Here is a 24,214-nt window from a genome sequence, read left to right on the forward strand (position 1 = left end):
CCCTTGGAGCGAGGCTTGCCCGCGATATAGGCCTTTCCTGACGCCGCTTAAACCAGCGTCATTAACGCATCACGGCTGAACGGCAGGATGTCCTGCTCACGACCGTCACGCACTTTCTGCGCCCAGTCCGGGTCCACCAACAGCGCACGACCCACCGCCACCAGGTCGAACTCATCGTTATTCAACCGCTCCAGCAGTTTTTCCAGGCTGGCCGGCTGTGCGATCTTGTCGGTGTTGACCATGAATTGCAGGAACTCGCCATCCAGGCCGACGCTGCCAACGGTGATGGTCGGCTTGCCGGTGAGCTTGCGTGTCCAGCCGGCCAGGTTCAGTTCGGAGCCGTCGAACTCCGGCTCCCAGAAACGGCGTGTCGAGCAGTGGAAAATATCCACGCCGGCATCGGACAACGGCTTGAGAAATTCGCCCAACGCCTCTGGCGTCTGCACCAGACGCGCGGTGTAGTCCTGCTGCTTCCACTGGGAGAAACGGAAGATGATCGGGAATCCCTCGCCGACTGCTGCACGCACCGCCTGAATCAATTCGATGGCGAAGCGCGAACGGTTGGCCAGGCTGCCACCGTATTCGTCGGTGCGCTGGTTGCTGCCTTCCCAGAAGAACTGGTCCACCAGATAACCATGGGCACCGTGGATTTCCACGCCGTCCATGCCGATGCTCTGGGCGTCTTTGGCGGCTTGGGCGAACGCAGCGATCACCTCCCGGATATCCTGCTGGGTCATGCCGTGAACCACGACCTGTCCGTCTTTCAGTTTTTCCGACGGACCGTAACCCGGCACGCTGGCATCCGGCTCGGTGCCGATACGGCGCACGCTGCCCACATGCCACAGCTGCGGAACGATCTTGCCGCCTTCGGCATGCACTGCATCGACGACTTTTTTCCAGCCGGCCAGTGCGGCTTCACCGTAGAAGTGCGGCACGTTCGGGTAACCGTTGGAGGCCTTGTGACCGACCGTGGTGCCTTCGGTGATGATCAGGCCAACTCCGGCGGCAGCGCGGCGACGGTAGTATTCAATCACTTTGGAGTTGGGCACGCCGCCCGGCGAAAACGAGCGGGTCATCGGTGCCATGACGACGCGGGTCGGCAGTTCGAGAGCGCCGAGGTGAAAAGGCTTGAACAGGGCTTTGACAGGCATTGGACGCTCCACGGGACATAGGCTTTATGACGGCGATAATATGGAGGGCGCCCTGCCTTGAACAGCACTATTGATTTGAGTGATTAAGGATTAGAAACGAAAAGATCGCAGCCTTCGGCAGCTTCTACAGAGGAATGTGAATACCTGTAGCTGCCGAAGGCTGCGATCTTTTGATCTTGATCTGCGCTTTTAACTCAGAGCTTTTTCAATCGCCTGGATAACAGAAGGATCATCCGGCGCCGTACGCGGCGAGAACCGCGCCAATACGCGACCGTCCTTGCCCAACAGGAATTTTTCGAAGTTCCAGGTGATGTCGCCCGGAAACTCCGCACCCTCGCCCGCCAGCAGGCGGTACAGCTGATGACGTTCGTGACCGTTGACTTCCAGCTTGCTGGACAACGGAAAGGTCACGCCATAGTTGAGGCTGCAGAACGCCTGGATTTCCTGCTCTGTGCCCGGTTCCTGCCCGGCAAACTGGTTGCACGGCAAACCCAGCACGCTGAAACCCTTGCCCTTATATTGCTGGTAGAGGTTTTCCAGAGCAGCGTACTGTGGGGTCAAGCCACATTTGGAGGCGACGTTGACCACCAGCACGACGTGCCCTTTGAAGGGCGCCAGAGGTAACTCCTGGCCATCCAAAGCTTTCAATGTAAGGTCGTGAAAAGCACTCATGACGGACTCCAAATTTCCCGTGTTCTTCTCGAAACAGCCACTTGGTCATGTCGCCAAGGACAGCCGCGGACTAAAAAGGCGCCCTCGGGCGCCTCTCCAGTTCTCGAAAGCTTAGCGCAGAAAATCAGTGGTGATGGCCACCTTCGCCATGGACGTGACCATGAGCGATTTCTTCCTGGCTGGCATCACGGATGGCAACGATCTTGACCTGGAAATTCAGGCGCTGACCGGCCAGCGGGTGGTTGCCGTCGACGGTGACATCGTCGCCGTCCAGATCGCGAATGGTGACGATCTGCATCTGGCCGTCCGGAGCGGAAGCGTGGAACTGCATGCCCACTTCCAGTTCGTCGACGCCTTCGAACATGCTGCGGCTCAGGGTGCTGACCAGTTCGGCTGCGTATTCGCCGTAGGCATCTTCAGGTTCTACGGCAACAGTCAGTTCGTCACCGACTGCTTTGCCTTCCAGTGCCTTTTCCAGGCCCGGGATGATGTTACCTGCGCCTTGCAGGTAGACCAGCGGCGCGCCGCCGGCGGAGCTGTCGATGACCTCACCAGCGTCGTTGGTCAGGGTATAGTCGATGGAGACAGCCTTATTGGCGGCGATCAGCATGGGGCGAGACCTTTTGCATAAGAATGATGAATGTCCAAGTTTAGCGAAGCAATCGCCCGAAAGCGAACACAACCCGGACAAACGGGGTGCGATGAAACCCTCGACCATTACAGGCTTCCATCAGGACGAGGACGGGCACTGGGTGGCCGAGCTGTCCTGCGGCCATACCCAACACCTGCGGCACCAGCCGCCGTGGCAATCCCGGGCCTGGGTGCTGGACCCTGCGCTACGCAATGAAAAAATAGGCCAGCCCTTTGATTGCGGTTGGTGCGCACAAGGCTCGGTTAGCGATAACCTTGACCACTGAATATCGGTAGAACGCCAGCCATAGGCGTTCACCATTGCCATGCACCCTTAGAGAATCCGCATGCAAACTTTTTTTATCGCGCCCACCGATTTTGGTGTGGGTCTGACCTCCATCAGCCTCGGGCTGGTGCGTACCCTTGAGCGGGCCGGCCTCAAAGTCGGCTTTTTCAAACCGATTGCCCAACCGCACCCGGGCGACACCGGCCCTGAACGCTCCACCGAACTGGTGGCCCGCACCCACGGCTTGAAACCGCCTCAGCCGCTGGGCCTGGCCCATGTCGAGCGGATGCTCGGCGACGGTCAGCTGGACGAATTGCTCGAAGAAATCATCACCCTTTACCAGCAAGCCGCTATCGGCAAGGACGTGCTGATTGTCGAAGGCATGGTCCCGACCCGCAGCGCCAGCTACGCCGCGCGGGTCAACCTGCACTTGGCCAAGAGCCTCGACGCCGACGTGATTCTGGTTTCGGCGCCGGAAAACGAAGTGCTGACCGAATTGTCCGGCCGGGTGGAGTTGCAGGCGCAATTGTTCGGCGGGCCGAAAGACCCGAAAGTGCTGGGCGTGATCCTCAACAAGGTCAAGACCGACGAAAGCATGGACGTCTTCGCCTCGCGCCTGAGAGAGCACTCGCCGTTGCTGCGCAGTGGCGACTTCCGTCTGCTCGGCTGCATCCCGTTTCAACCGGAGCTGAACGCGCCGCGCACCCGTGACGTGGCCGAGCTGATGGGCGCTCAGGTGCTCAATGCCGGTGACTACGAAACCCGGCGCATGACCAAAATCATCATTTGCGCCCGCACCGTGCGCAACACCGTGGAGCTGCTCAAGCCCGGCGTGCTGGTGGTGACCCCCGGCGATCGCGACGACATCATCCTCGCGGTCAGCCTCGCGGCGATGAACGGCGTGCCCCTGGCCGGCCTGCTGCTGACCAGCGACACCCTGCCCGACCCACGCATCATGGAGCTGTGCCGAGGCGCCTTGCAGGCCGGCCTGCCGGTGTTGTCGGTGAGTACCGGTTCCTACGACACCGCCAACCAGTTGAACGGTTTGAACAAGGAAATCCCGATCGACGACCGCGAGCGCGCGGAGATCATCACCGATTTCGTCGCCAGCCACCTCGACGCCAACTGGCTGCACCAACGCTGCGGCACGCCGCGGGAAATGCGCCTGTCGCCCGCGGTGTTCCGCTATCAACTGATCCAGCGCGCCCAGGCCGCCAACAAGCGCATCGTGTTGCCCGAGGGCAGCGAGCCGTTGACCGTGCAGGCCGCCGCGATCTGCCAGGCCCGGGGCATTGCCCGTTGTGTATTGCTGGCCAAACCGGCAGACGTCGAGGCAGTCGCCCGCGCCCAAGGCATCGAGTTGCCACCGGGGCTGGAAATCCTCGACCCGGACCTGATTCGCGAGCGTTATGTCGAGCCGATGGTTGCGCTGCGCAAGACCAAAAGCCTCAACGCGCCGATGGCCGAGCAGCAACTGGAAGACACCGTGGTGATCGGCACCATGATGCTGGCGCTGGATGAAGTCGACGGGCTGGTGTCCGGGGTCATTCACTCCACCGCCAACACCATCCGCCCAGCCCTGCAACTGATCAAGACCGCGCCGGGTTGCACCCTGGTGTCGTCGGTGTTCTTCATGCTGTTCCCCGAAGAAGTGCTGATCTACGGCGACTGCGTGATGAACCCGCACCCGAGCGCCAGCGAACTGGCCGAGATCGCCTTGCAAAGCGCCGACTCGGCAGCGGCGTTCGGCATCACTCCGCGAGTGGCGATGATCAGCTACTCCAGCGGTGAATCGGCCAGCGGCGAAGAAGTCGAGAAGGTTCGCGAGGCCACCTTGCTCGCCCACGAACAGCAACACTCACTGCTGATCGACGGCCCGTTGCAATACGATGCCGCTGCCAACGAAACCGTGGCCCGGCAACTGGCGCCGAACAGTCAGGTGGCCGGTCGTGCCACGGTGTTCGTGTTCCCCGACCTGAACACCGGCAATACCACCCACAAAGCCGTGCAACGCAGCGCCGACTGCGTCAGCCTCGGGCCAATGCTGCAAGGCCTGCGCAAACCGGTGAACGACCTGCCGCGTGGCGCGCAAGTCGACGACATCGTGTACACCATCGCGCTGACCGCGATTCAAGCGGCCAACCGACCTATGGATATTTAAATGCTGGATTTTCTACCTGCACCCGTGCGCGGCGTGATCGCCTCGCTGCTGTTGGCGCTGAATACGATTCTGCTCTGCTCGTTTCTGTTCTGTGTGGCGCTGTTCAAAGTGTTGCCGTTCGCCCTCACCCAACGTTTCGCGCGCTGGCTGATGAGTCATACCCACGAAGCGTGGATCAGTAACAACAAGGGCTGGATGAATCTGGTTTGCCGCACACGCTGGCACCTCAGCGGCTTGCAAGACCTGGACTATCGGCACTCCTATCTGATCACCAGCAACCACCAGAGCTGGGTCGACATCATGGTGTTGCAGTACGTGCTCAACCGTCGCATCCGCCCGCTGAAGTTCTTCCTCAAACAGGAACTGATCTGGGTACCGGTGATTGGCCTGGCGTGGTGGGCGTTGGGTTTTCCGTTCATGAAGCGTTACTCCAAGGCCTATCTGGAAAAGCATCCGCAGAAGAAGGGCAAAGACCTGGAGACCACCCGCAAGACCTGCGACAAGTTCCGCAATAACCCGGTGGGGATTTTCAACTTCGTCGAAGGCACACGCTTTACCGAGGGCAAACACGCCCAGCAGAGTTCACCGTTCCGCTATCTGCTGAAGCCGAAAGCGGGCGGCATTGCCTTTGTGCTGGATGCCATGGGCGACCAGCTGGAAGCCATCGTCAACGTGACCATCCACTACCCGGCCGGGCGTCCAGGCTATTGGGATTTGCTCTGCGGCAATGTGAAGGATGTAGTGGTGCACTTTCAGGAGCTGAAGATTCCACCACAGTTCGTTGGCAAGAACTACGACCAGGACGGGGTGTATCGCCTGGAGTTTCAGGGCTGGATCAATCAGTTGTGGAATGACAAGGATGCGCTGTTGGGACAAATGCACCGGGAGTATCCAGTGAATTCTTGAGGTGCCCGCGAAGGTGTCCTCCCGGACACAAAAAAGCCCGCAGATGATCACTCATCTGCGGGCTTTTTGTTTTCAGCTAATGCTTAGATCGCGCCACGCTTGCGCAGCAGATCCAGCACTTGCTTGACGCTTTCTTCCAGCGACAGCGACTGGGTGTCGATCACCAGATCGGCATCCAGCGGCACGTCGTACGGGAAGGATTCGCCCGGGATGTTGTCGCCACCCGCCGCGTACAGACCTTGCGGATCACGCTCAGCGCAGACCGTCGGCGAGGCCTGGACGTAGACCGTCAGCAGACGCTCCTTGCCGATCAGGTCCTTGGCCTGCTCACGACCTTCGGCACTCGGGGCAACGAACGCCGCCAGTGTCAGCAGGCCGGCTTCGTTGAACTGACGCGCAACGTGCGCCGCACGACGCCAATTCTCGGTGCGCCCGGCGCGATCCTGCGGCAGACCTTTGTTCAGGTCATGACGCAGGTTCTGGCCATCGAGTACAAACACCGCGCGACCCATGTCGAACAGCTTGCGTTCAACCGCATACGCCAGGGTGCTTTTGCCAGCGCCCGACAGGCCGCTGAACAACACGGTGGCCGGTTGCTGACCGAAGCGCTGGGCACGTTCTTCGGTGGCTACATGGGCCAGTTTGCCGTGGTGGGAGCTGCTGCCATGCGCCAGCGGCTGAGCGATGATCATGCCGGCCGCGACCGTGCCGTTGGTCAAACGGTCGATGACGATGAACGAACCCGTGGTGCGGTTGCTGTCGTAACCGTCCAGCGCAATGGCCGCGTCGAGGCTGATCTTGACCCGACCGATCTCGTTCAGCTGCAACGAGCTGGCAGGGCCTTCGGCCAAGGTGTTCACGTCCACGCGATTGACGATGCTGGTGATCGAGCCCGGCACGTAAGTCGTGGCGCGCTTGATGTCGTACTTCTTGCCCGGCAGCATCGGCTCTTCGGCCATCCACACCAGCATGGCGTCGAAGGCGTCGGTCACTTGCGGCTGGTTATCGGCGTGCACCAGCAAGTCGCCACGGGAAATGTCGATCTCGTCTTCCATGGTCAGCGTCACCGCTTGACCAGGGCCTGCATGCTCCAGCTCACCTTCGAAGGTGACAATGGATTTCACGCGGCTGCTCTTGCCCGACGGCAACACGACGACTTCGTCGCCCTTGTGCACGATGCCGCTGGCCAGGGTGCCGGCGAAACCACGGAAGTTCAGGTTCGGACGGTTGACGTACTGCACCGGGAAACGCAGGTCGGTGTAGTTGCGGTCGCTGGCGATTTCGACGGTTTCGAGGATTTCCATCAGCGACTGGCCGGTGTACCACGGCGAGCGCTCGGACTTGTTCACCACGTTGTCGCCCTTGAGCGCGGACATCGGCACGAATGCCATGGTGCTCGGCTTGAACGCGATGCCTTCGGCGAACTTCAGGTAATCGGCCTTGATCGACTCAAATACGCTTTCGTCGAAGCCGTTGAGGTCCATCTTGTTGATGGCGACCACGATGTGCTTGATGCCCAGCAACGAGGCGATAAAGCTGTGGCGACGGGTCTGGGTCTGCACGCCGTAACGGGCGTCGACCAGGATGATCGCCAGGTCACAGGTGGATGCACCGGTGGCCATGTTGCGGGTGTACTGCTCATGGCCGGGGGTATCGGCGATGATGAATTTGCGCTTGGCGGTAGAGAAATAGCGGTAGGCGACATCGATGGTGATGCCCTGCTCACGCTCGGCCTGCAAGCCGTCGACCAGCAACGCCAGGTCGATGTCTTCGCCGGTGGTGCCGACTTTTTTCGAGTCGCGTGTAATGGCTTCCAGATGATCTTCGTAGATCATTTTGGAGTCGTGCAGCAGGCGCCCGATCAAGGTGCTCTTGCCGTCGTCGACGTTGCCACAAGTCAGAAAGCGCAGCATTTCCTTGCGTTCATGCTGGCCCAGGTAGGCGAGGATGTCCTCGCTGATCAAATCAGATGCGTGCGACATGACAACCCCTTAGAAATAACCCTGACGTTTCTTTTCTTCCATGGAACCGGCGCCATCGTGATCGATGACTCGGCCCTGGCGTTCGGAAGTTCGCGTCAGGAGCATTTCCTGAATGATGTCGGTCAGGCTGGTGGCCTCGGACTCGACAGCACCGGTCAACGGGTAGTCGCCCAGTGTACGGAAACGGACCTTCTTCTTGACGATGCGCGCCTTGTCTTCGTCGCTCAGGTGATTGAGCAGGCGTTCGTCGTCGATCATGATCCAGGTGCCGTTCATCTCGATGACATCACGCTCGGCTGCGAAATACAGCGGCACGATCGGGATGCCTTCCAGGTAGATGTACTGCCAGATGTCCAGTTCGGTCCAGTTCGACAACGGGAATACGCGGATCGATTCACCCTTGTTGACCTTGCCGTTGTAGACGTTCCACAGCTCCGGGCGCTGGTTTTTCGGGTCCCAGCGGTGCTTGCTGTCACGGAAGGAATACACGCGCTCTTTGGCACGGGACTTCTCTTCGTCGCGACGGGCGCCACCGAATGCGGCGTCGAAGCCATACTTGTCGAGGGCCTGCTTGAGGCCTTCGGTCTTCATGATGTCGGTGTGCTTGGCACTGCCGTGGGTCAGCGGGTTGATACCCTGCGCAACACCCTCGGGGTTGACGTGTACCAGCAGGTCCAGGCCGAGCTCTTCGACCATGCGGTCGCGGAACGCGTACATTTCCTTGAACTTCCACTGGGTGTCGACGTGCATCACCGGAAACGGAAGTTTGCCCGGGAAGAATGCCTTGCGCGCAAGGTGCAGCATCACGGCGGAGTCTTTACCGACGGAGTACAGCATCACCGGGTTATCGAACTCGGCGGCGACCTCGCGGATGATGTGGATGCTTTCGGCCTCCAGCTGTTTCAGATGCGTCAGTTTGTCGACCATGGCTACTCACGAAAACGATCTTATGGACGGCCTGCGGGCCGTGTTCGAGCGGGGAATCCTAGCACAGCGCCCTCTTCTAATCAGGACGGCGGCTAGATCGAAAGGGTATATGAATATACCCCCTCGTTTGGGCTCCAGCCCTGTAGTCAAATCGGGTTCGGGCAATCGATGAAGATGTGCTCGAGGGCGAAACGTCGCGCCAGGTAATCACCCAAAGCCTGTACACCGTAACGCTCGGTGGCATGGTGGCCGGCGGCGATGAAACTGATGTCGTTTTCCCGGGCGCTGTGGAACGTCTGCTCGGAGGCCTCGCCGCTGAGGTACAGATCGACACCGGCTAACACCGCCTGGTCAATGTAACCCTGGCCACCACCGGTGCACCAGCCGACCCGACGAATCATCTCGCTGCCTTCGATCAGTAACGGCTCGCGCCCCATGACTTCCTGTACCCGACGGGCGAAATCGCGGGGGGTCATCGGTTCGCTCAACGAGCCGACCAGGCCGACGATTTTCAAGTTGTCCGGATCCAGCGGGCCTTCGACGGTAATGTCCAATTGCCGGGCAAGCTGCACGTTGTTGCCGACTTCCGGGTGCAGGTCCAGCGGCAAGTGATAGGACAGCAGGCTGATGTCGTGCTTGAGCAGGGTTTTCAACCGGCGCTGCTTCATGCCGGTGATGCACGGGTTCTCGCCTTTCCAGAAATAGCCGTGATGCACCAGCACCAGATCGGCCTGGGCCTCCACCGCGGCGTCCAGCAACGCCTGGCTCGCGGTGACACCGCTGACGATGCGCATTACTTGCGGCCGGCCTTCGACCTGCAAGCCGTTGGGGCAGTAATCGGCAATCTTCGCACTTGCCAGGTAACGGTCGGCTTCTTCGACCAGGGTGCTCAGGGCGACGGCCATAAAAGACTCCTAAATATCCCGTTCAGAGGCGCGCGCGGCCTCGTATAATGCGCGACATTATGGGCGGTCTCATACCGCCTGCAACCTCTCAGGACGTGCTTAATGCTCAAGGCGCTGCGTTTTTCCGGCTGGCCGCTGTTGGCCGGCGTGCTTGTCGCTCTACTGATTATTCAGCGTTACCCGCAGTGGGTCGGGCTGCCAAGCCTCGACGTCAATCTGCAACAAGCCCCGCAAACCCTTGGTGTGCAGCAGGGCCCGGTGTCCTATGCCGATGCGGTGACCACGGCTGCGCCGTCGGTGGTCAACCTTTACACCACCAAAGTGGTCAACAAACCCAGCCATCCGCTGTTTGAAGACCCGCAGTTCCGCCGCTTCTTCGGCGACAACTCGCCCAAGCAGAAGCGCATGGAGTCGAGCCTCGGTTCGGGCGTGATCATGAGCCCGGAAGGTTACCTGCTGACCAACAACCACGTGACCAGCGGTGCCGACCAGATCGTGGTGGCCCTCAAGGATGGTCGTGAAACCCTGGCCCGGGTCATCGGCAGCGACCCGGAAACCGACCTCGCGGTATTGAAGATTGACCTGAAAAACCTGCCGTCGATCACCGTCGGCCGTTCTGACAACCTGCGCATCGGTGACGTGGCCCTGGCCATCGGCAACCCGTTCGGCGTCGGCCAGACCGTGACCATGGGGATCATCAGTGCCACCGGGCGCAATCAGTTGGGCCTGAACAACTACGAAGACTTCATCCAGACCGATGCCGCGATCAACCCCGGCAACTCCGGCGGTGCACTGGTGGACGCCAACGGTAACCTGACCGGCATCAACACGGCGATCTTCTCCAAGTCCGGTGGCTCGCAAGGCATCGGCTTCGCGATCCCGGTCAAACTGGCGATGGAAGTGATGAAGTCGATCATCGAGCACGGCCAGGTGATTCGCGGCTGGCTCGGCATCGAAGTGCAACCGTTGAGTCAGGAACTGGCGGAATCGTTTGGCCTGTCGGGACGCCCGGGAATTGTGGTCGCGGGGATTTTCCGTGACGGCCCGGCGCAAAAGGCCGGCCTGCAATTGGGCGACGTGATCCTCAGCATCGACGGTGAACCGGCTGGCGATGGTCGCAAGTCAATGAACCAGGTGGCGCGCATCAAACCGACCGACAAGGTCACGATTCAAGTGATGCGCAACGGTAAAGAACTCAAGCTCACCGCAGAAATCGGTCTGCGTCCGCCGCCGGCACCGATCCAGGAAAAAGAAGAAGAGTAAGCGGGGCCCTGTGGGAACGAGCCGCACCGCTCGCTCCCACAGGAACAGTTTTGGTCTAGAGGTCGCCGAGGCCGTCGATCAGTGCCTGATTCTGCTCCGGCGCGCCAATCGAAATCCGCAGGAACTGGGCAATCCGCTCTTGCTTGAAGTGCCGAACAATCACGCCCTGTTCGCGCAACTTCGCCGCCAGCCCCGCAGCATCGTGCTTCGGATGACGGGCGAAAATGAAGTTCGCCGCCGACGGCAACACTTCAAACCCTTTCGCTTCCAGTTGCGCGACCACTTGCTCCCGACTCTCGATGACCAACCGGCAAGTCTTGTCGAAATACTCGCGATCTTCGAACGCCGCCGCAGCCCCCACAATCGCCAGACGATCCAGCGGGTAGGAGTTGAAGCTGTTCTTGATCCGCTCCAGTGCCTCGATCAGATCCGGGTGCCCCACGGCCAGACCAACCCGCAGGCCGGCCAGGGAACGGGACTTGGACAGGGTCTGCGTCACCAACAGGTTCGGATAACGGTCCACCAGCGTGATCGCCGTTTCACCGCCGAAGTCGACGTAAGCCTCATCCACCACGACCACCGAATCCGGGCTGGCCTTGAGGATTTGCTCAACAGCGTCCAGCGCCAACAGGCAACCGGTCGGCGCATTCGGGTTCGGGAAGATGATCCCGCCGTTCGGCTTGGCATAGTCCGCCGGGTTGATCTGGAACTGCTCGTCCAGCGCAACCGCATCGAACTTGATGCCATACAACCCGCAGTAAACCGGGTAGAAGCTGTAGCTGATGTCCGGGAACAGCAGCGGCTTATCGTGTTGCAACAAACCATGAAAGATGTGCGCCAGGACTTCATCGGAACCGTTACCGAGGAACACCTGATTGCCCTGCACGCCGTAGTACTTGGCAACGGCTTGCTTGAGCAGGTCGCTGTTCGGGTCCGGGTACAGACGCAGGTTGTCGTTCAGTTCGGTTTGCATCGCCGCCAGGGCTTTTGGCGATGGACCGTACGGGTTTTCGTTGGTGTTGAGCTTCACCAGTTTGGCCAGTTTCGGCTGCTCGCCCGGCACATAAGGCACCAGATTCTTGACGAACGGGCTCCAGAATTTACTCATGTTCAGTTCCCCTGCTTGTCATCAAGAATGCGGTATTCAGCACTGCGGGCGTGAGCGCTCAGCGATTCGCCACGGGCCAGTACGGAGGCGGTCTTGCCCAGTTCGGAGGCACCCTGCTCGGAGCAGAAGATGATCGACGAACGTTTCTGGAAGTCGTAAACACCCAGCGGCGAAGAGAAGCGCGCAGTGCCGGAGGTCGGCAATACGTGGTTCGGACCTGCGCAGTAGTCGCCCAGGGCTTCGGAAGTGTGGCGGCCCATGAAGATCGCGCCGGCGTGACGGATCTGCGGCAGCCAGGCCTGTGGATCGGCGACCGACAGCTCCAGGTGCTCTGGGGCAATGCGGTTGGCCACTTCGATGGCCTGTTCCATGTCGCGAACCTTGATCAGCGCACCACGGCCATTGATCGAGGTTTCGATGATCTCGGCGCGTTCCATGGTTGGCAGCAGTTTGGCGATGCTTGCCGCGACCTTGTCGAGGAACTCGGCGTCCGGGCTGACCAGAATCGCCTGGGCGTCTTCGTCGTGCTCGGCCTGGGAGAACAGGTCCATGGCGATCCAGTCCGGATCGGTCTGGCCGTCGCACACCACCAGAATCTCCGACGGACCAGCGATCATGTCGATGCCAACCTGGCCGAACACGTGGCGCTTGGCGGTGGCGACATAGATGTTGCCCGGGCCAACCACTTTGTCGACCTTCGGCACGCTTTCGGTGCCGTAAGCCAGCGCCGCAACTGCCTGCGCGCCGCCGATGGTGAACACCCGGTCGACGCCGGCGATGCAGGCTGCGGCCAGCACCAGTTCGTTGACTTCACCGCGCGGGGTCGGCACGACCATGACCACTTCGGTCACGCCCGCCACCTTGGCCGGAATCGCGTTCATCAGCACCGAGGACGGGTAGGACGCCTTGCCGCCCGGCACGTACAGACCGGCGCGATCCAGTGGCGTGACCTTCTGGCCCAGCACCGTGCCATCGGCTTCGGTGTAGCTCCAGGAGTCCTGTTTCTGCTTTTCGTGGTAGCTGCGCACACGGGTCGCGGCTTTTTCCAGGGCTTCGCGCTGAGGCACGGTGATGCGGGTCAATGCCAGTTCCAGGCGTTCGCGCGGCAGGATCAAGTCCGCCATGGACGCCACTTGCAGGCCATCGAACTTCTGGGTGAACTCGACCACCGCCGCATCGCCACGCTCGCGCACGGCCTTGATGATGTCCAGCACCCGCTGATTGACCGAGTCGTCAGACACACTTTCCCAGCTCAGCAGATGATCCAGATGATGTGCGAAATCCGGGTCAGCAGCGTTGAGTCGGCGAATTGCAGTCGGTGCGGTCATAGCGAGAGCCTCATAGGATTGGCAAAAACTCGGGCGCCCTAAGCTAGCCGTTGATCCGCTTGGGCACCCGAGAATTCTGGCTATGAGGCGGATAGACGGGCGCGACTCAAGGTCGCGCAGGTGAATCAGCCGCGGTGTCGAGACTCCACTGCCTTGCGCAGGGTGTCGATCAACGCCTGGATACGGGCATGCTGCATTTTCATCGACGCCTTGTTGACGATCAGACGTGAGCTGATGGCAGCGATGAAATCCTGTGGCTCCAGGCCATTGGCCCGCAGCGTGTTACCGGTGTCGACCACGTCGATGATCTTGTCCGCCAGGCCGATCAGCGGCGCCAGTTCCATCGAGCCGTAGAGCTTGATGATGTCGACCTGACGACCCTGTTCGGCATAGTAGCGCTTGGCGACGTTGACGAACTTGGTGGCAATGCGCAGACGGCCCTTGGGCTCGACTGCGCCGACTTTACCGGCCGTCATCAGTTTGCACTGGGCGATTTGCAGGTCCAGCGGTTCGTACAGACCCTGGCCGCCGTATTCCATCAGCACGTCTTTACCGGCGACGCCCAGATCGGCGGCACCATGCTCGACATAGGTCGGCACATCGGTGGCACGCACGATCAGCAAGCGCACATCGGCCTGGGTCGTGGGGATGATCAGCTTGCGGCTCTTGTCCGGATTCTCGGTCGGCACGATGCCCGCTTCAGCCAGAAGCGGCAGGGTGTCGTCAAGGATGCGGCCCTTGGACAGTGCGATAGTCAACATGGGAAACGTCAGTCCTTATCAAGGTACTCATGCCCGGTCGCAAACGGCGCCGGACACACATCGAGCCGGAAACCGGCTCGACTTCAACAAATCAACGGACGCGTCCCTGCGCCCATGCAGCAGGAACTAGCCCGGTACGCGGCGGATCTTGGCGCCGAGCATCTGCAGCTTCTCTTCGATGCACTCATAACCACGGTCAATGTGGTAGATGCGATCGATCAGGGTATCGCCTTCGGCGATCAGCGCCGAGATCACCAGGCTGGCCGAAGCACGCAGGTCGGTGGCCATGACTGGCGCGCCCTTGAGCTTTTCGATGCCGGTGACGATGGCGGTGTTGCCTTCAACCTGAATGTGCGCGCCCATGCGGTGCAGTTCGTAAACGTGCATGAAACGGTTTTCGAAGATCGTCTCGATCACAGCACCAGTGCCTTCGGCAATGGCGTTGAGGGAGATGAATTGCGCTTGCATGTCGGTCGGGAACGCCGGGTATGGAGCGGTCCGCACGTTGACGGCTTTCGGCCGCTTGCCGTGCATGTTCAGCTCGATCCAGTCTTCACCGGTGGTGATTTCGGCGCCGGATTCACGAAGTTTTTCCAGAACGGCTTCGAGTATGGTCGGATCGGTGTCCTTGACCTTCACACGCCCGCCGGTGACCGCTGCCGCCACCAGATAGGTGCCGGTCTCGATACGGTCAGGCATCACTTTGTAAGTGGTCGTGTGCAGACGCTCGACGCCATCGATGGTGATGGTGTCGGTGCCGGCGCCGGAAACCTTCGCGCCCATGGCGTTCAGGAAGTTCGCCAGGTCGACGACTTCAGGCTCGCGAGCGGCGTTGGCCAGAACGCTGCGGCCCTTGGCCAGAGCGGCCGCCATCATGATGTTCTCGGTACCGGTCACGCTGACGGTGTCGAAGAAGAAGTGCGCACCGCGCAGGCCGCCTTCAGGGGCCTTGGCCTTGATGTAGCCGCCTTCGACATCGATGACCGCGCCCATGGCTTCAAGACCACGGATGTGCAGGTCAACCGGACGCGAACCGATGGCGCAACCGCCAGGCAGTGCAACTTCGGCTTCACCGAAACGGGCAACCATCGGGCCCAGCACCAGGATCGAGGCGCGCATGGTTTTAACCAGTTCGTACGGCGCGATCAGGGTCTTGATGGTGCGTGGGTCGATTTCGACGCTGAGCTTCTCGTCGATCACCGGCTCAATGCCCATGCGACCGAACAGCTCGATCATGGTGGTGATGTCGTGCAGGTGCGGCAGGTTGGCCACGGTCACCGGGCCATCGCACAGCAAGGTGGCAGCCAGGATCGGCAAGGCCGAGTTCTTTGCCCCGGAGATGCGGATCTCGCCATCAAGACGAGCGCCACCAGTAATAATCAATTTATCCATAAGAATCTCGACGCCCTTGGGCTCAGGTGCGCTCGGCCCAGGCCGCGCTGCTGAAAAATTTCATAGTGACCGCATGGATGCTGCCATCGACAATCCACGGGTTCAAATGGGCATAGACCTGCTGCTGACGCTTCACCGGGCTCAACGCCGCCAGTTCATCGCTAATCACGTTAAGTTGGAAATTGCAGCCTTCGCCTTCAACTTCCACCTTCGTGTTTGGCAGCTTTCCTTCAAGGAAGCTCTTCACTTCTACGGCCTGCATGCTCAACCTCAATCGGCGCCCTGTGCGCGCGGGTCGGACATCATACAAAAAAGCCCCGCGCCTGCGAACCCCGCGAAGCAGGACTCTGACGGGGGGCTTCTTTATAGATGCGGTTCAGGGGTGCGCCAACAGCTCGGTCAATTCGCTGACCTGAGCGATTTTGCGCATGTCTTCGGGCATCGCGCGAATGCTCACGGCCTTACCGGCCACCTGGGCATCGCGCATGAAGCACAGCAGCAGCGACAAGCCGACACTGCTGGACTTCTCCACTGCGGAGCAATCGACCACCAGCGCAGGCGCCTTGCTGGACTTGATCAGTACCTGCCCCTGCTTGCGCAAGTTCGGGCCGGTCCGGTAATCCAGCACACCGCTGAGCAGCAGCTCGCCGGTTTCGCTCATGCGAATGGCCGACTCACTCATTGGGCTTTCTTCTCGACAGCTTTTTCGGTGTTTTCCTTGGCTTTGGCGACTTCCCCGGCCCAACCATTGATGGTCTTGTCCAGGTCGTTGCCATTGCGCTGCATCGCATCAGCGAACTGATCGCGGAATAGCTTGCCGATATTGATGCCGTTGATGATGACGTTACGCAGCTTCCATTCGCCGTTGATCTTTTCGAGTGTGTAAGACACGGGATAGATCGCGCCGCTGCTGCCTTTGACCGTCATGCCAACGCTGGTACGGTCTCCCGATTCATCCTTGGCAGGCTCAACAGTAATGCCCTGGTTGTTGTATTCGAGCAATGCGTTGCCATAAAACTGGAACAGACCTTTTTTGAAGTTTTCTTCAAACGTCTTCATTTGCTCGGGCGTTGCTTTGCGCGAGTATTTGACGGTCATGATGCTTTTGGAAATGCCCTCGGCATCCACCACAGGACCGACGATGGTGTTCAACGCCGTATAAAAGTCTTGTGGATCCTGCTTGTACTTCTCTTTATTGGCCGACAGGTCGGCGAGCATCCGGGTCGTGGTGTCCTGAACCAGATCGTGCGCCGACTGCGCCGCCATGGCGTTAGCCATCAACGGCAAGGCTGCGAGCAATATCAACAGGCCACGTCGCAAGATAGAGATCATTGAAAAGCTCCTCATTTGGCGTCTTTGCTAACGGTATTGAGCAGAAATTTACCGATCAGGTCCTCGAGCACCAGCGACGACTGCGTGTCGTGGATGGTTCCACCATCCTTGAGCAGGGCTTGTTCCCCACCCACACTGATACCGATGTATTTCTCACCCAACAGGCCAGCGGTCAGGATAGATGCAGTGGAGTCAGTCGGCAGGTTATCTACGCGCTTTTCCAGTTGCATGGTCACCCGACCGGTGAAGCTGTCGCGATCCAGATCGATCGCAGTGACCTTGCCAATGGTCACACCGGCCATGGTCACTTTAGCTCTGACAGTCAAACCGGCGATATTATCGAAATATGCATAAAGTTTATAAGTATCGGTGCTCGGGCTCGGGGACAGGCCACTGACCCGCAACGCAAGCAACAGCAAAGCCAGGATGCCAGCCAGCAAGAAAAGGCCGACACCGATTTCCAGGGTGCGGTTTTGCATCAGAAATCTCCAAACATCAAGGCGGTCAGAATAAAGTCCAGGCCGAGTACCGCCAAAGAGGCGTACACCACGGTCTTGGTAGTGGCACGACTGATCCCCTCGGAAGTGGGCTCGCAGTCATAGCCTTGGAATACGGCGATCCAGGTCACGACGAAGGCAAAAACGATGCTTTTGATAATGCCGTTGAGCACATCGTCGACAAACGTCACGCTGTTTTGCATGTTCGACCAGTAGGAGCCTTCATAGACACCCAGCCAGTCGACGGCCACCCACGAACCGCCCCAGATACCCACCACGCTGAAAATCATTGCCAGCACCGGCAGGGAAATGAAGCCGGCCCACAGGCGCGGAGCAATAATGTACTTGAGCGGGTCAACCCCGATCATTTCCAGACTGGACAGTTGCTCGGTGGATTTCATGTTGCCGATTTCGGCGGTCAGCGCCGAACCCGCACGCCCGGCGAACAGCAAGGCCGTGACGACCGGCCCCAGTTCACGCAGCAGTGTCAGCGCAACCATCTGCCCGACAGCCTGCTCCGAGCCATAGCTGGACAGGATATTGAAGCCCTGCAGCGCCAGCACCATACCGATGAACACCCCGGAGACCACGATGATCACCAGGGACATCACGCCAACCGAATGCAGTTGCTTGACCAGCAGGCCAAAACTGCCGCCGATGCCACCGCGACCGAGCAAGGCATGAAACAGGAACAGCGCCGAACGCCCGAATACCGCCAGCACATCGATGCCGGCGTGGCCGAAACGGCGCACTCTTTCTATTAATGAAATCTTGCGCATCAGCGCTTCCCCAGAAGATCTGCGCGGTAATCCGTCGCTGGAAAGTGGTATGCGACCGGGCCGTCGGGTTCGCCAGTCATGAACTGGCGAATCCGTGGTTCCTGCGAAGTCATCAATTCCTTGGGTGTGCCCTGCCCCAACACTTGCCCGTCACCCACCACAATGATGTAGTCGGCGATGCTCGCGGTCTCGGCCAGATCGTGGGAGACCACGATGCTGGTGATGCCCAGCGCATCGTTGAGCAGGCGGATCAGGCGCACCAGCACGCCCATGGCGATCGGGTCCTGGCCGACAAAAGGCTCGTCGTACATGAGAATTTGCGGATCGAGGGCAATCGCCCGGGCCAGCGCGACTCGACGCTTCATACCGCCGGACAATTCGTCAGGCATCAGGTCAATGGCGCCACGCAAGCCCACGGCCTGCAATTTGAGCAGGACAATATCGCGAATCATCTCTTCCGGCAGTGTGGTATGAACACGCAGCGGAAAGGCGACGTTCTCGAATACATCGAGATCGGTAAACAGCGCGCCGCTCTGAAACAGCACGCCCATGTGCTTGCGCGCATCGAACAAATCGCTGCGCGACAACGTCGGCAGGTTCTGGCCATTGACCCAGACTTCGCCGCTGGTGGGGCGCAATTGGGCCCCCATCAACCGCAACAGCGTGGTCTTGCCACACCCGGAAGGCCCCATGATGCCGGTGACTTTGCCGCGTGGTATGCGGATATCGATGTTATTGAAAATGCTGCGCGCACCGCGCTTGAAGGTCAGTCCCTTCAGCTCGACCGCGTAGGCGTTATCGGCACTCATCTAAACTCCTTGCGATGCAGCCTCTCACTCGGACGCCTGGCTTTCTGACGAAAGCACATACCTTCCCGGGCAGGCCGAACTGGCGGCGAACTATATCACTGCAAATGCCAAGCGCCCAAGGCCCAAGCCGGGCACGTTCAGCAACATGACCACCTGAAATCATCTATTTAGAGGGTCTCGGTAACAAGGAATGACAAACCGCGACGAACTTGCGTGAGGGTTTTGATCATTACCGTTATAATCGCCGCCTTTTCATCAGGCTATACGATTTCTGACATGAGCCAATCCAGCGACCTGATTCAATCTGCACAACGCACCATCCGTCTCGAACTGGAAGCCGTGCAAGGCTTGTTACCCCATATCGACGCGGATTTCGTACGCGCTTGCGAGATGATTCTGGCCAGCAAAGGCCGCGTAGTCGTAGTCGGCATGGGCAAATCGGGGCACATCGGCAACAAGATTGCCGCCACCCTGGCCAGCACCGGCACCACGGCGTTCTTCGTGCATCCAGCCGAAGCCAGCCACGGCGACATGGGTATGATCACGCGTGACGACATCATCCTGGCACTGTCGAACTCCGGTTCCACCAATGAAATCGTTACCCTGCTGCCACTGATCAAGCGCCTGGGCATCAAATTGATCAGCGTCACCGGCAATCCCGACTCGGCACTGGCCAAGGCTGCCGAGGTCAACCTCAACGTTCACGTCGAGCACGAAGCCTGCCCGCTGAACCTGGCGCCAACCTCATCGACCACCGCCGCTCTGGTGATGGGCGATGCCCTGGCGGTGGCGCTGCTGGAAGCCCGCGGTTTTACCGCTGAAGATTTCGCCTTTTCCCACCCAGGCGGCGCACTTGGTCGACGCCTGCTGTTGAAAGTGGAAAACGTCATGCACGCCGGGCAAGAGCTGCCGCAGGTTAAGCGCGGCACCCTGCTCAAGGACGCATTGATGGAAATGACCCGCAAGGGCCTGGGCATGACCGTGATTCTGGAAGCCAACGGTAAACTTGCCGGGATCTTCACCGACGGCGATCTGCGTCGCACCCTGGACCGCAGCATCGACATCCACAGCGCCACCATCGAGCAGGTGATGACCGCCCACGGCAAGACCGCACGTGCCGAGATGCTGGCTGCCGAGGCGTTGAAAATCATGGAAGACCACAAGATCAATGCACTGGTCGTTGTCGACAGCGAAGACCGCCCGGTCGGCGCCCTGAACATGCACGATTTGCTGCGCGCTGGAGTAATGTAATGAGCACGGACCTGCTGCAACGCGGCAAACAGATCAAACTGGCGGTATTCGACGTCGACGGCGTGCTGACCGACGGGCGCCTGTACTTCCTCGAAGACGGCAGCGAATTCAAGACTTTCAACACCCTCGACGGCCAAGGCATCAAGATGTTGATGGCAGCCGGCGTGCAGACCGCTATCATCAGCGGACGCAAGACCCCGGTGGTCGAACGACGAGCCAGGAACCTCGGCATTCCACACCTGTACCAGGGTCGCGAAGACAAACTGGTGGTGCTCGACGAGCTCCTTGCCCAACTCAACCTGAACTATGAACAAGTGGCCTACCTCGGCGACGACCTGCCGGACCTGCCGGTGATTCGCCGCGTCGGTCTGGGCATGGCCGTGGCCAACGCCGCCAGCTTCGTGCGCGAACACGCCCACGGCATCACCCAGGCCCGTGGCGGCGAGGGTGCCGCGCGCGAATTCTGCGAATTGATCCTGCGCGCCCAGGGCCGCCTCGATGCGGCCAACGCCGCGTACCTGTGAGCCCATCATGCTGAGCAAAAAGATTCGCAACATCCTGATATTCGGTTGCATCGCGGCGCTATTCGCTGCGGTCGGCTATTGGAACATCAGCCCGGAACGCTTCCTCGACAAGCCAGTGGCGCATGTCGATGAAGCCATGATCGACTATTACGCAACCAACGCCCACAGCGTGCAGTACCTGCCGGACGGCAAACTGCAGTATGAAATGACGTCCGACAAGGTCGAACACCTGAAGGCGACAGAAGTGACGTTGCTGTCCAACCCTGACCTGAACATGTTTCGTGGCACCGAATTCCCTTGGCACGTCCAGAGCGAACGCGGCGAAGTCAACCCGGACGGCACCCAGGTCGAGCTGATCGACTCGGTACGTATCACGCGTTTCGACGAAAAAAACCGTAAAACCCTGATTACCACCACCCGTATGACAGTGTTCCCGCAGCAGCAATATGCGCAGACCGATCAACCCGTTAGAATCGACGGCGCCGGCGGTGTATCGACAGGCAACGGAATGAAAGCGTACTTGAAAGAAAGCAGGATACACCTGCTATCGAACGTAAGAGGACAGTATGAGGCTCGTTAAAACCCTCCCTATTTTGCTCAGTCTGAGCGCAGCACTGGGAAGCGTGAGCGCCTGGGCTCTGCCGACCGATCAAGCGCAGCCTATCCGCATCCAGGCCGACGACGCCCAACTGGACGACAAGAACGGTGTTGCCACCTATAAAGGTGATGTGATCATCACTCAGGGCTCGATGATCGTTAAGGGCAACACCGTGACCATCACCCGCACGCCAACAGGCGAGATCGATGTGGTGACCTCGGTGGGCAACCTCGCCTACTTCGAGCAACTGCAGACCGCTGGCGACACCAAGCCTGTTCAGGGCTGGGGCGTAACCATCCAGTACCACGCAGCGCAAAACCGCGTCGTACTGATCGACAAGGCCAAAGTTGTCGACAAGGACAACAACGTCACCCAGGGCGAAAAAATCGTCTATGACACGGTCAAGAAACTCGCCAGCGCCGGTCGCGCCACGGGCAGCAAGGTCACCGAGACACGTCCGCGTATCGACATGGTGATCCAGCCGAAGAAGAAAACCGACGAGAAAACCCAGTAATGGCAACTCTGAAAGCTCAGCATCTGGCCAAGAGCTACAAGAGCCGTCAGGTCGTGCGTGACGTCAGCCTGTCCATCGACAGCGGCCAGATCGTCGGCCTGCTTGGCCCCAACGGCGCCGGCAAAACCACCTGTTTTTACATGATCGTGGGTCTGGTACAGGCCGATCAGGGTCGCGTACTGATCGATGACCTGGACGTCAGCCACCAGCCGATGCACGGTCGCGCGAAGGCCGGTATCGGCTATCTTCCGCAAGAAGCGTCGATCTTCCGCAAGCTGTCGGTGACCGACAATATCATGGCCATCCTCGAGACCCGCAAGGAGCTCGACAAGGCCGGTCGCCGCAAAGAGCTGGAAAGCCTGCTGCAGGAATTTCACATCCACCACATTCGTGACAGCCTTGGCATGAGCCTGTCCGGTGGTGAACGCCGTCGGGTGGAAATCGCCCGGGCACTGGCCACCAACCCGAAATTCATCCTCCTCGACGAACCCTTCGCCGGCGTGGACCCGATCTCGGTGGGCGACATCAAGCAGATCATCCACCACCTCAAGGCCAAAGGCATTGGCGTGCTGATCACTGACCACAACGTCCGTGAAACCCTGGACATCTGCGAAACCGCCTACATCGTCAACGATGGCCAGCTGATCGCTGAAGGCGACTCCGCCACCATCCTGGCCAACGAACTGGTCAAGGAAGTGTATCTGGGCCATGAGTTCCGCCTGTAAGCGCTGAGGTGCCTGGCCAGTCGCCTTGGTGCTCATATCAATAAAAAATCAATAGTTTTTTATTGTTACAGCGCTCTAGGCAAACACTTCAGTTTCAGGCATATAATTTGCTTATGTTTGGCGCTTCGGCGCCCTGTAGTGGATGGCGCATGTGCGCCGGCGAATAAGGTGTTAAGCCCCTGCCATGAAACCATCGCTAGTCTTGAGAATGGGCCAGCAGCTGACGATGACACCGCAGCTGCAACAGGCCATCCGCCTGCTCCAATTGTCGACCCTGGACCTGCAACAGGAAATCCAGGAGGCCCTGGAGTCCAATCCGATGCTCGAACGCCAGGAAGAAGGCGACGACTTCGATAACGCAGACCCCTTGGCCGACAAAGCCGAACAGCAACCCAACACCGACATTCAGGAACCCTCCTACCAGGAAACCGCCCCGACGGTGGATAACCTTGAGGAAGGCGACTGGAACGAGCGCATTCCCAACGAATTACCTGTCGATACCGCCTGGGAAGACGTCTACCAGACCAGCGCCAGCAGCCTGCCGAGCAACGATGACGACGAGTGGGATTTCACCACCCGTACTTCGGCCGGTGAAAGCCTGCAAAGCCATTTGCTCTGGCAACTGAACCTGGCACCGATGTCCGACACCGATCGCCTGATCGCCGTGACCCTGATCGACTGCATCAACAATCAGGGCTATCTGGACGAAACCCTCGAGGAAATCCTCGAGGCCTTCGATCCGGAACTGGACATCGAACTGGACGAAATCGAAGCCGTCCTGCACCGCATCCAGCAATTCGAGCCCGCCGGTATCGGCGCCCGCAACCTCGGTGAATGCCTGCTGCTGCAACTGCGCCAACTGCCCGCCAAGACCCCTTGGCTGACCGAGGCCAAGCGCCTGGTCACCGATTACATCGACTTGCTCGGCAGCCGCGACTACAGCCAGCTGATGCGCCGCATGAAGCTCAAGGAAGATGAACTGCGCCAGGTGATCGAACTGGTCCAGAGCCTCAACCCGCGCCCGGGTTCGCAAATCGAGTCCACCGAAGCCGAATACGTCGTTCCCGACGTGATCGTGCGCAAGGACAACGAGCGCTGGCTGGTGGAACTGAACCAGGAGTCGGTGCCGCGCCTGCGGGTCAACGCCCAATACGCCGGCTTCGTACGCCGCGCCGATACCAGCGCTGACAACACCTTCATGCGTAATCAACTGCAGGAGGCTCGCTGGTTCATCAAGAGCCTGCAAAGCCGCAACGAAACCCTGATGAAAGTGGCCACCCAGATCGTCGAGCATCAACGCGGCTTCCTGGAGTACGGCGACGAGGCCATGAAACCGTTGGTGCTGCATGACATCGCCGAAGCGGTGGGCATGCACGAATCGACGATTTCACGGGTGACCACGCAAAAATTCATGCATACCCCACGGGGCATCTATGAACTGAAATACTTTTTTTCCAGCCACGTCAGCACCTCCGAAGGCGGTGAATGCTCGTCTACGGCGATCCGCGCGATCATCAAAAAACTGGTTGCCGCGGAAAATCAGAAAAAGCCGTTGAGTGACAGCAAGATCGCTGGTTTACTGGAGGCACAAGGCATTCAGGTGGCTCGCCGCACCGTCGCCAAGTACCGCGAATCCCTGGGAATCGCGCCTTCGAGCGAACGCAAGCGGTTGATGTAGAGCCACGCCACAGCGTTCCAGTGGTAGATCATCGG

The 24,214-nt window shown here is 59.6% G+C and carries 26 protein-coding genes; 10 read left to right on the plus strand and 16 right to left on the minus strand.

Annotated features, from left to right (window positions below; genetic code table 11):
- Nucleotides 1–47 precede the first annotated feature (47 nt).
- From FFH90_RS25860 to FFH90_RS25870, 3 genes are all read right to left on the minus strand, one after another.
- Nucleotides 48–1,151 carry an NADH:flavin oxidoreductase gene (locus FFH90_RS25860; RefSeq protein ID WP_138866305.1) on the minus strand — a complete coding sequence of 368 codons (1,104 nt, stop codon included), beginning with the start codon at nt 1,149–1,151 and terminating at the stop codon, nt 48–50.
- A gap of 189 nt (nt 1,152–1,340) precedes the next feature.
- Nucleotides 1,341–1,823, minus strand: coding sequence for a glutathione peroxidase (locus FFH90_RS25865; protein ID WP_064620279.1), 483 nt, complete (start codon nt 1,821–1,823; stop codon nt 1,341–1,343).
- A gap of 124 nt (nt 1,824–1,947) precedes the next feature.
- Complete coding sequence (locus FFH90_RS25870) at nt 1,948–2,433, minus strand: peptidylprolyl isomerase (RefSeq protein ID WP_007942189.1); 486 nt, start codon at nt 2,431–2,433, stop codon at nt 1,948–1,950.
- Here FFH90_RS25870 and FFH90_RS25875 point away from each other — a divergent pair.
- The 3 genes from FFH90_RS25875 to FFH90_RS25885 are packed head-to-tail and all read left to right on the plus strand — an operon-like array spanning nt 2,402 to nt 5,806.
- Entirely contained in the window at nt 2,402–2,740 is a 339-nt protein-coding gene (locus tag FFH90_RS25875) for a DUF3565 domain-containing protein (protein ID WP_111454353.1), read from the plus strand. The two genes, FFH90_RS25870 and FFH90_RS25875, sit on opposite strands and share 32 nt — an antisense overlap.
- 60 nt (nt 2,741–2,800) lie before the next feature.
- Nucleotides 2,801–4,900 (plus strand): phosphate acetyltransferase, encoded by a 2,100-nt coding sequence (pta, locus tag FFH90_RS25880; protein WP_064620284.1) that lies wholly within the window; start codon nt 2,801–2,803, stop codon nt 4,898–4,900.
- Entirely contained in the window at nt 4,901–5,806 is a 906-nt protein-coding gene (locus FFH90_RS25885) for an acyltransferase (RefSeq protein WP_064620287.1), read from the plus strand.
- 83 nt (nt 5,807–5,889) lie between these two features.
- On the opposite strand, the gene cysN is transcribed toward FFH90_RS25885, so the two are convergent.
- The 3 genes from cysN to FFH90_RS25900 form a co-directional block, all read right to left on the minus strand.
- Nucleotides 5,890–7,788, minus strand: coding sequence for a sulfate adenylyltransferase subunit CysN (cysN, locus tag FFH90_RS25890; protein ID WP_018927190.1), 1,899 nt, complete (start codon nt 7,786–7,788; stop codon nt 5,890–5,892).
- Between the two features lie 9 nt (nt 7,789–7,797).
- Entirely contained in the window at nt 7,798–8,715 is a 918-nt protein-coding gene (gene cysD / locus FFH90_RS25895; RefSeq protein WP_007941268.1) for a sulfate adenylyltransferase subunit CysD, read from the minus strand.
- Between the two features lie 146 nt (nt 8,716–8,861).
- Nucleotides 8,862–9,620 (minus strand): Nif3-like dinuclear metal center hexameric protein, encoded by a 759-nt coding sequence (locus FFH90_RS25900; RefSeq protein WP_018927191.1) that lies wholly within the window; start codon nt 9,618–9,620, stop codon nt 8,862–8,864.
- 102 nt (nt 9,621–9,722) lie between these two features.
- Between FFH90_RS25900 and algW the strand changes: the two genes are divergently transcribed.
- The gene (gene algW / locus FFH90_RS25905; protein ID WP_018927192.1) at nt 9,723–10,883 is read left to right on the plus strand and encodes a Do family serine endopeptidase AlgW; all 1,161 of its coding nucleotides are present in this window, start codon (nt 9,723–9,725) and stop codon (nt 10,881–10,883) included.
- 55 nt (nt 10,884–10,938) lie between these two features.
- On the opposite strand, the gene hisC is transcribed toward algW, so the two are convergent.
- The 10 genes from hisC to FFH90_RS25955 form a co-directional block, all read right to left on the minus strand.
- A complete protein-coding gene (hisC, locus tag FFH90_RS25910) occupies nt 10,939–11,991 on the minus strand; it encodes a histidinol-phosphate transaminase (protein ID WP_138866306.1) in 1,053 nt (350 codons plus the stop codon).
- Nucleotides 11,992–11,993: 2 nt separating this feature from the next.
- The gene (gene hisD, locus FFH90_RS25915) at nt 11,994–13,319 is read right to left on the minus strand and encodes a histidinol dehydrogenase (RefSeq protein ID WP_018927194.1); all 1,326 of its coding nucleotides are present in this window, start codon (nt 13,317–13,319) and stop codon (nt 11,994–11,996) included.
- 125 nt (nt 13,320–13,444) lie between these two features.
- The gene (gene hisG, locus FFH90_RS25920) at nt 13,445–14,080 is read right to left on the minus strand and encodes an ATP phosphoribosyltransferase (RefSeq protein ID WP_007941260.1); all 636 of its coding nucleotides are present in this window, start codon (nt 14,078–14,080) and stop codon (nt 13,445–13,447) included.
- A gap of 126 nt (nt 14,081–14,206) precedes the next feature.
- The gene (gene murA, locus FFH90_RS25925) at nt 14,207–15,472 is read right to left on the minus strand and encodes a UDP-N-acetylglucosamine 1-carboxyvinyltransferase (RefSeq protein ID WP_018927195.1); all 1,266 of its coding nucleotides are present in this window, start codon (nt 15,470–15,472) and stop codon (nt 14,207–14,209) included.
- Nucleotides 15,473–15,494: 22 nt separating this feature from the next.
- Nucleotides 15,495–15,734 carry a BolA family protein gene (locus FFH90_RS25930; RefSeq protein ID WP_018927196.1) on the minus strand — a complete coding sequence of 80 codons (240 nt, stop codon included), beginning with the start codon at nt 15,732–15,734 and terminating at the stop codon, nt 15,495–15,497.
- 114 nt (nt 15,735–15,848) lie between these two features.
- Nucleotides 15,849–16,154 (minus strand): lipid asymmetry maintenance protein MlaB, encoded by a 306-nt coding sequence (locus FFH90_RS25935; protein ID WP_018927197.1) that lies wholly within the window; start codon nt 16,152–16,154, stop codon nt 15,849–15,851.
- Nucleotides 16,151–16,804, minus strand: a complete 654-nt coding sequence (locus FFH90_RS25940; RefSeq protein WP_018927198.1) for a phospholipid-binding protein MlaC — start codon at nt 16,802–16,804, stop codon at nt 16,151–16,153. Before FFH90_RS25940 ends, FFH90_RS25935 begins: the two co-directional genes overlap by 4 nt.
- 11 nt (nt 16,805–16,815) lie before the next feature.
- Nucleotides 16,816–17,283: an outer membrane lipid asymmetry maintenance protein MlaD gene (mlaD, locus tag FFH90_RS25945; protein ID WP_007941252.1), complete on the minus strand. Its 468-nt coding sequence runs from the start codon at nt 17,281–17,283 to the stop codon at nt 16,816–16,818.
- Complete coding sequence (gene mlaE, locus FFH90_RS25950; protein WP_026286502.1) at nt 17,283–18,080, minus strand: lipid asymmetry maintenance ABC transporter permease subunit MlaE; 798 nt, start codon at nt 18,078–18,080, stop codon at nt 17,283–17,285. The genes mlaD and mlaE overlap by 1 nt, the downstream gene beginning before the upstream one ends.
- On the minus strand, nt 18,080–18,889 hold the full coding sequence (locus tag FFH90_RS25955) for an ATP-binding cassette domain-containing protein (protein ID WP_018927201.1): 810 nt from the start codon (nt 18,887–18,889) through the stop codon (nt 18,080–18,082). The genes mlaE and FFH90_RS25955 overlap by 1 nt, the downstream gene beginning before the upstream one ends.
- Before the next feature lie 276 nt (nt 18,890–19,165).
- On the opposite strand from FFH90_RS25955, the gene FFH90_RS25960 reads away from it, so the two are divergent.
- The 6 genes from FFH90_RS25960 (at nt 19,166) to FFH90_RS25985 (ending at nt 24,179) form a co-directional block, all read left to right on the plus strand.
- The gene (locus tag FFH90_RS25960) at nt 19,166–20,140 is read left to right on the plus strand and encodes a KpsF/GutQ family sugar-phosphate isomerase (RefSeq protein ID WP_086944705.1); all 975 of its coding nucleotides are present in this window, start codon (nt 19,166–19,168) and stop codon (nt 20,138–20,140) included.
- Nucleotides 20,140–20,664, plus strand: a complete 525-nt coding sequence (locus FFH90_RS25965; protein ID WP_064620298.1) for an HAD family hydrolase — start codon at nt 20,140–20,142, stop codon at nt 20,662–20,664. The genes FFH90_RS25960 and FFH90_RS25965 overlap by 1 nt, the downstream gene beginning before the upstream one ends.
- A 7-nt stretch (nt 20,665–20,671) precedes the next feature.
- Complete coding sequence (gene lptC, locus FFH90_RS25970; RefSeq protein WP_019581167.1) at nt 20,672–21,244, plus strand: LPS export ABC transporter periplasmic protein LptC; 573 nt, start codon at nt 20,672–20,674, stop codon at nt 21,242–21,244.
- The gene (lptA, locus tag FFH90_RS25975; protein WP_111454341.1) at nt 21,231–21,776 is read left to right on the plus strand and encodes a lipopolysaccharide transport periplasmic protein LptA; all 546 of its coding nucleotides are present in this window, start codon (nt 21,231–21,233) and stop codon (nt 21,774–21,776) included. Before lptC ends, lptA begins: the two co-directional genes overlap by 14 nt.
- Entirely contained in the window at nt 21,776–22,501 is a 726-nt protein-coding gene (gene lptB, locus FFH90_RS25980) for an LPS export ABC transporter ATP-binding protein (protein WP_018927206.1), read from the plus strand. The genes lptA and lptB overlap by 1 nt, the downstream gene beginning before the upstream one ends.
- A 184-nt stretch (nt 22,502–22,685) precedes the next feature.
- Entirely contained in the window at nt 22,686–24,179 is a 1,494-nt protein-coding gene (locus FFH90_RS25985; protein WP_064620307.1) for an RNA polymerase factor sigma-54, read from the plus strand.
- The last annotated feature ends 35 nt before the right edge of the window (nt 24,180–24,214 follow it).

This window comes from Pseudomonas sp. ATCC 43928 (genome assembly GCF_005938665.2).
In the GTDB taxonomy this organism is placed as follows: Bacteria; Pseudomonadota; Gammaproteobacteria; order Pseudomonadales; family Pseudomonadaceae; genus Aquipseudomonas.

Excerpts from the sequence above, each read along its gene's own strand:
- hisC (WP_138866306.1), bottom strand. The coding sequence starts at position 11,991 with ATGAGTAAATTCTGGAGCCCGTTCGTCAAGAATCTGGTGCCTTATGTG.
- pta (WP_064620284.1), top strand. The coding sequence starts at position 2,801 with ATGCAAACTTTTTTTATCGCGCCCACCGATTTTGGTGTGGGTCTGACC.
- lptC (WP_019581167.1), top strand. The coding sequence starts at position 20,672 with ATGCTGAGCAAAAAGATTCGCAACATCCTGATATTCGGTTGCATCGCG.
- FFH90_RS25985 (WP_064620307.1), top strand. The coding sequence starts at position 22,686 with ATGAAACCATCGCTAGTCTTGAGAATGGGCCAGCAGCTGACGATGACA.
- mlaD (WP_007941252.1), bottom strand. The coding sequence starts at position 17,283 with ATGCAAAACCGCACCCTGGAAATCGGTGTCGGCCTTTTCTTGCTGGCT.
- hisD (WP_018927194.1), bottom strand. The coding sequence starts at position 13,319 with ATGACCGCACCGACTGCAATTCGCCGACTCAACGCTGCTGACCCGGAT.
- FFH90_RS25955 (WP_018927201.1), bottom strand. The coding sequence starts at position 18,889 with ATGAGTGCCGATAACGCCTACGCGGTCGAGCTGAAGGGACTGACCTTC.
- FFH90_RS25965 (WP_064620298.1), top strand. The coding sequence starts at position 20,140 with ATGAGCACGGACCTGCTGCAACGCGGCAAACAGATCAAACTGGCGGTA.
- lptA (WP_111454341.1), top strand. The coding sequence starts at position 21,231 with ATGAGGCTCGTTAAAACCCTCCCTATTTTGCTCAGTCTGAGCGCAGCA.
- FFH90_RS25885 (WP_064620287.1), top strand. The coding sequence starts at position 4,901 with ATGCTGGATTTTCTACCTGCACCCGTGCGCGGCGTGATCGCCTCGCTG.
- FFH90_RS25865 (WP_064620279.1), bottom strand. The coding sequence starts at position 1,823 with ATGAGTGCTTTTCACGACCTTACATTGAAAGCTTTGGATGGCCAGGAG.
- FFH90_RS25875 (WP_111454353.1), top strand. The coding sequence starts at position 2,402 with ATGGAGACAGCCTTATTGGCGGCGATCAGCATGGGGCGAGACCTTTTG.
- cysN (WP_018927190.1), bottom strand. The coding sequence starts at position 7,788 with ATGTCGCACGCATCTGATTTGATCAGCGAGGACATCCTCGCCTACCTG.
- murA (WP_018927195.1), bottom strand. The coding sequence starts at position 15,472 with ATGGATAAATTGATTATTACTGGTGGCGCTCGTCTTGATGGCGAGATC.
- lptB (WP_018927206.1), top strand. The coding sequence starts at position 21,776 with ATGGCAACTCTGAAAGCTCAGCATCTGGCCAAGAGCTACAAGAGCCGT.
- FFH90_RS25860 (WP_138866305.1), bottom strand. The coding sequence starts at position 1,151 with ATGCCTGTCAAAGCCCTGTTCAAGCCTTTTCACCTCGGCGCTCTCGAA.
- FFH90_RS25870 (WP_007942189.1), bottom strand. The coding sequence starts at position 2,433 with ATGCTGATCGCCGCCAATAAGGCTGTCTCCATCGACTATACCCTGACC.
- FFH90_RS25940 (WP_018927198.1), bottom strand. The coding sequence starts at position 16,804 with ATGATCTCTATCTTGCGACGTGGCCTGTTGATATTGCTCGCAGCCTTG.
- FFH90_RS25960 (WP_086944705.1), top strand. The coding sequence starts at position 19,166 with ATGAGCCAATCCAGCGACCTGATTCAATCTGCACAACGCACCATCCGT.
- FFH90_RS25935 (WP_018927197.1), bottom strand. The coding sequence starts at position 16,154 with ATGAGTGAGTCGGCCATTCGCATGAGCGAAACCGGCGAGCTGCTGCTC.
- FFH90_RS25900 (WP_018927191.1), bottom strand. The coding sequence starts at position 9,620 with ATGGCCGTCGCCCTGAGCACCCTGGTCGAAGAAGCCGACCGTTACCTG.
- hisG (WP_007941260.1), bottom strand. The coding sequence starts at position 14,080 with ATGTTGACTATCGCACTGTCCAAGGGCCGCATCCTTGACGACACCCTG.
- mlaE (WP_026286502.1), bottom strand. The coding sequence starts at position 18,080 with ATGCGCAAGATTTCATTAATAGAAAGAGTGCGCCGTTTCGGCCACGCC.
- FFH90_RS25930 (WP_018927196.1), bottom strand. The coding sequence starts at position 15,734 with ATGCAGGCCGTAGAAGTGAAGAGCTTCCTTGAAGGAAAGCTGCCAAAC.
- algW (WP_018927192.1), top strand. The coding sequence starts at position 9,723 with ATGCTCAAGGCGCTGCGTTTTTCCGGCTGGCCGCTGTTGGCCGGCGTG.
- cysD (WP_007941268.1), bottom strand. The coding sequence starts at position 8,715 with ATGGTCGACAAACTGACGCATCTGAAACAGCTGGAGGCCGAAAGCATC.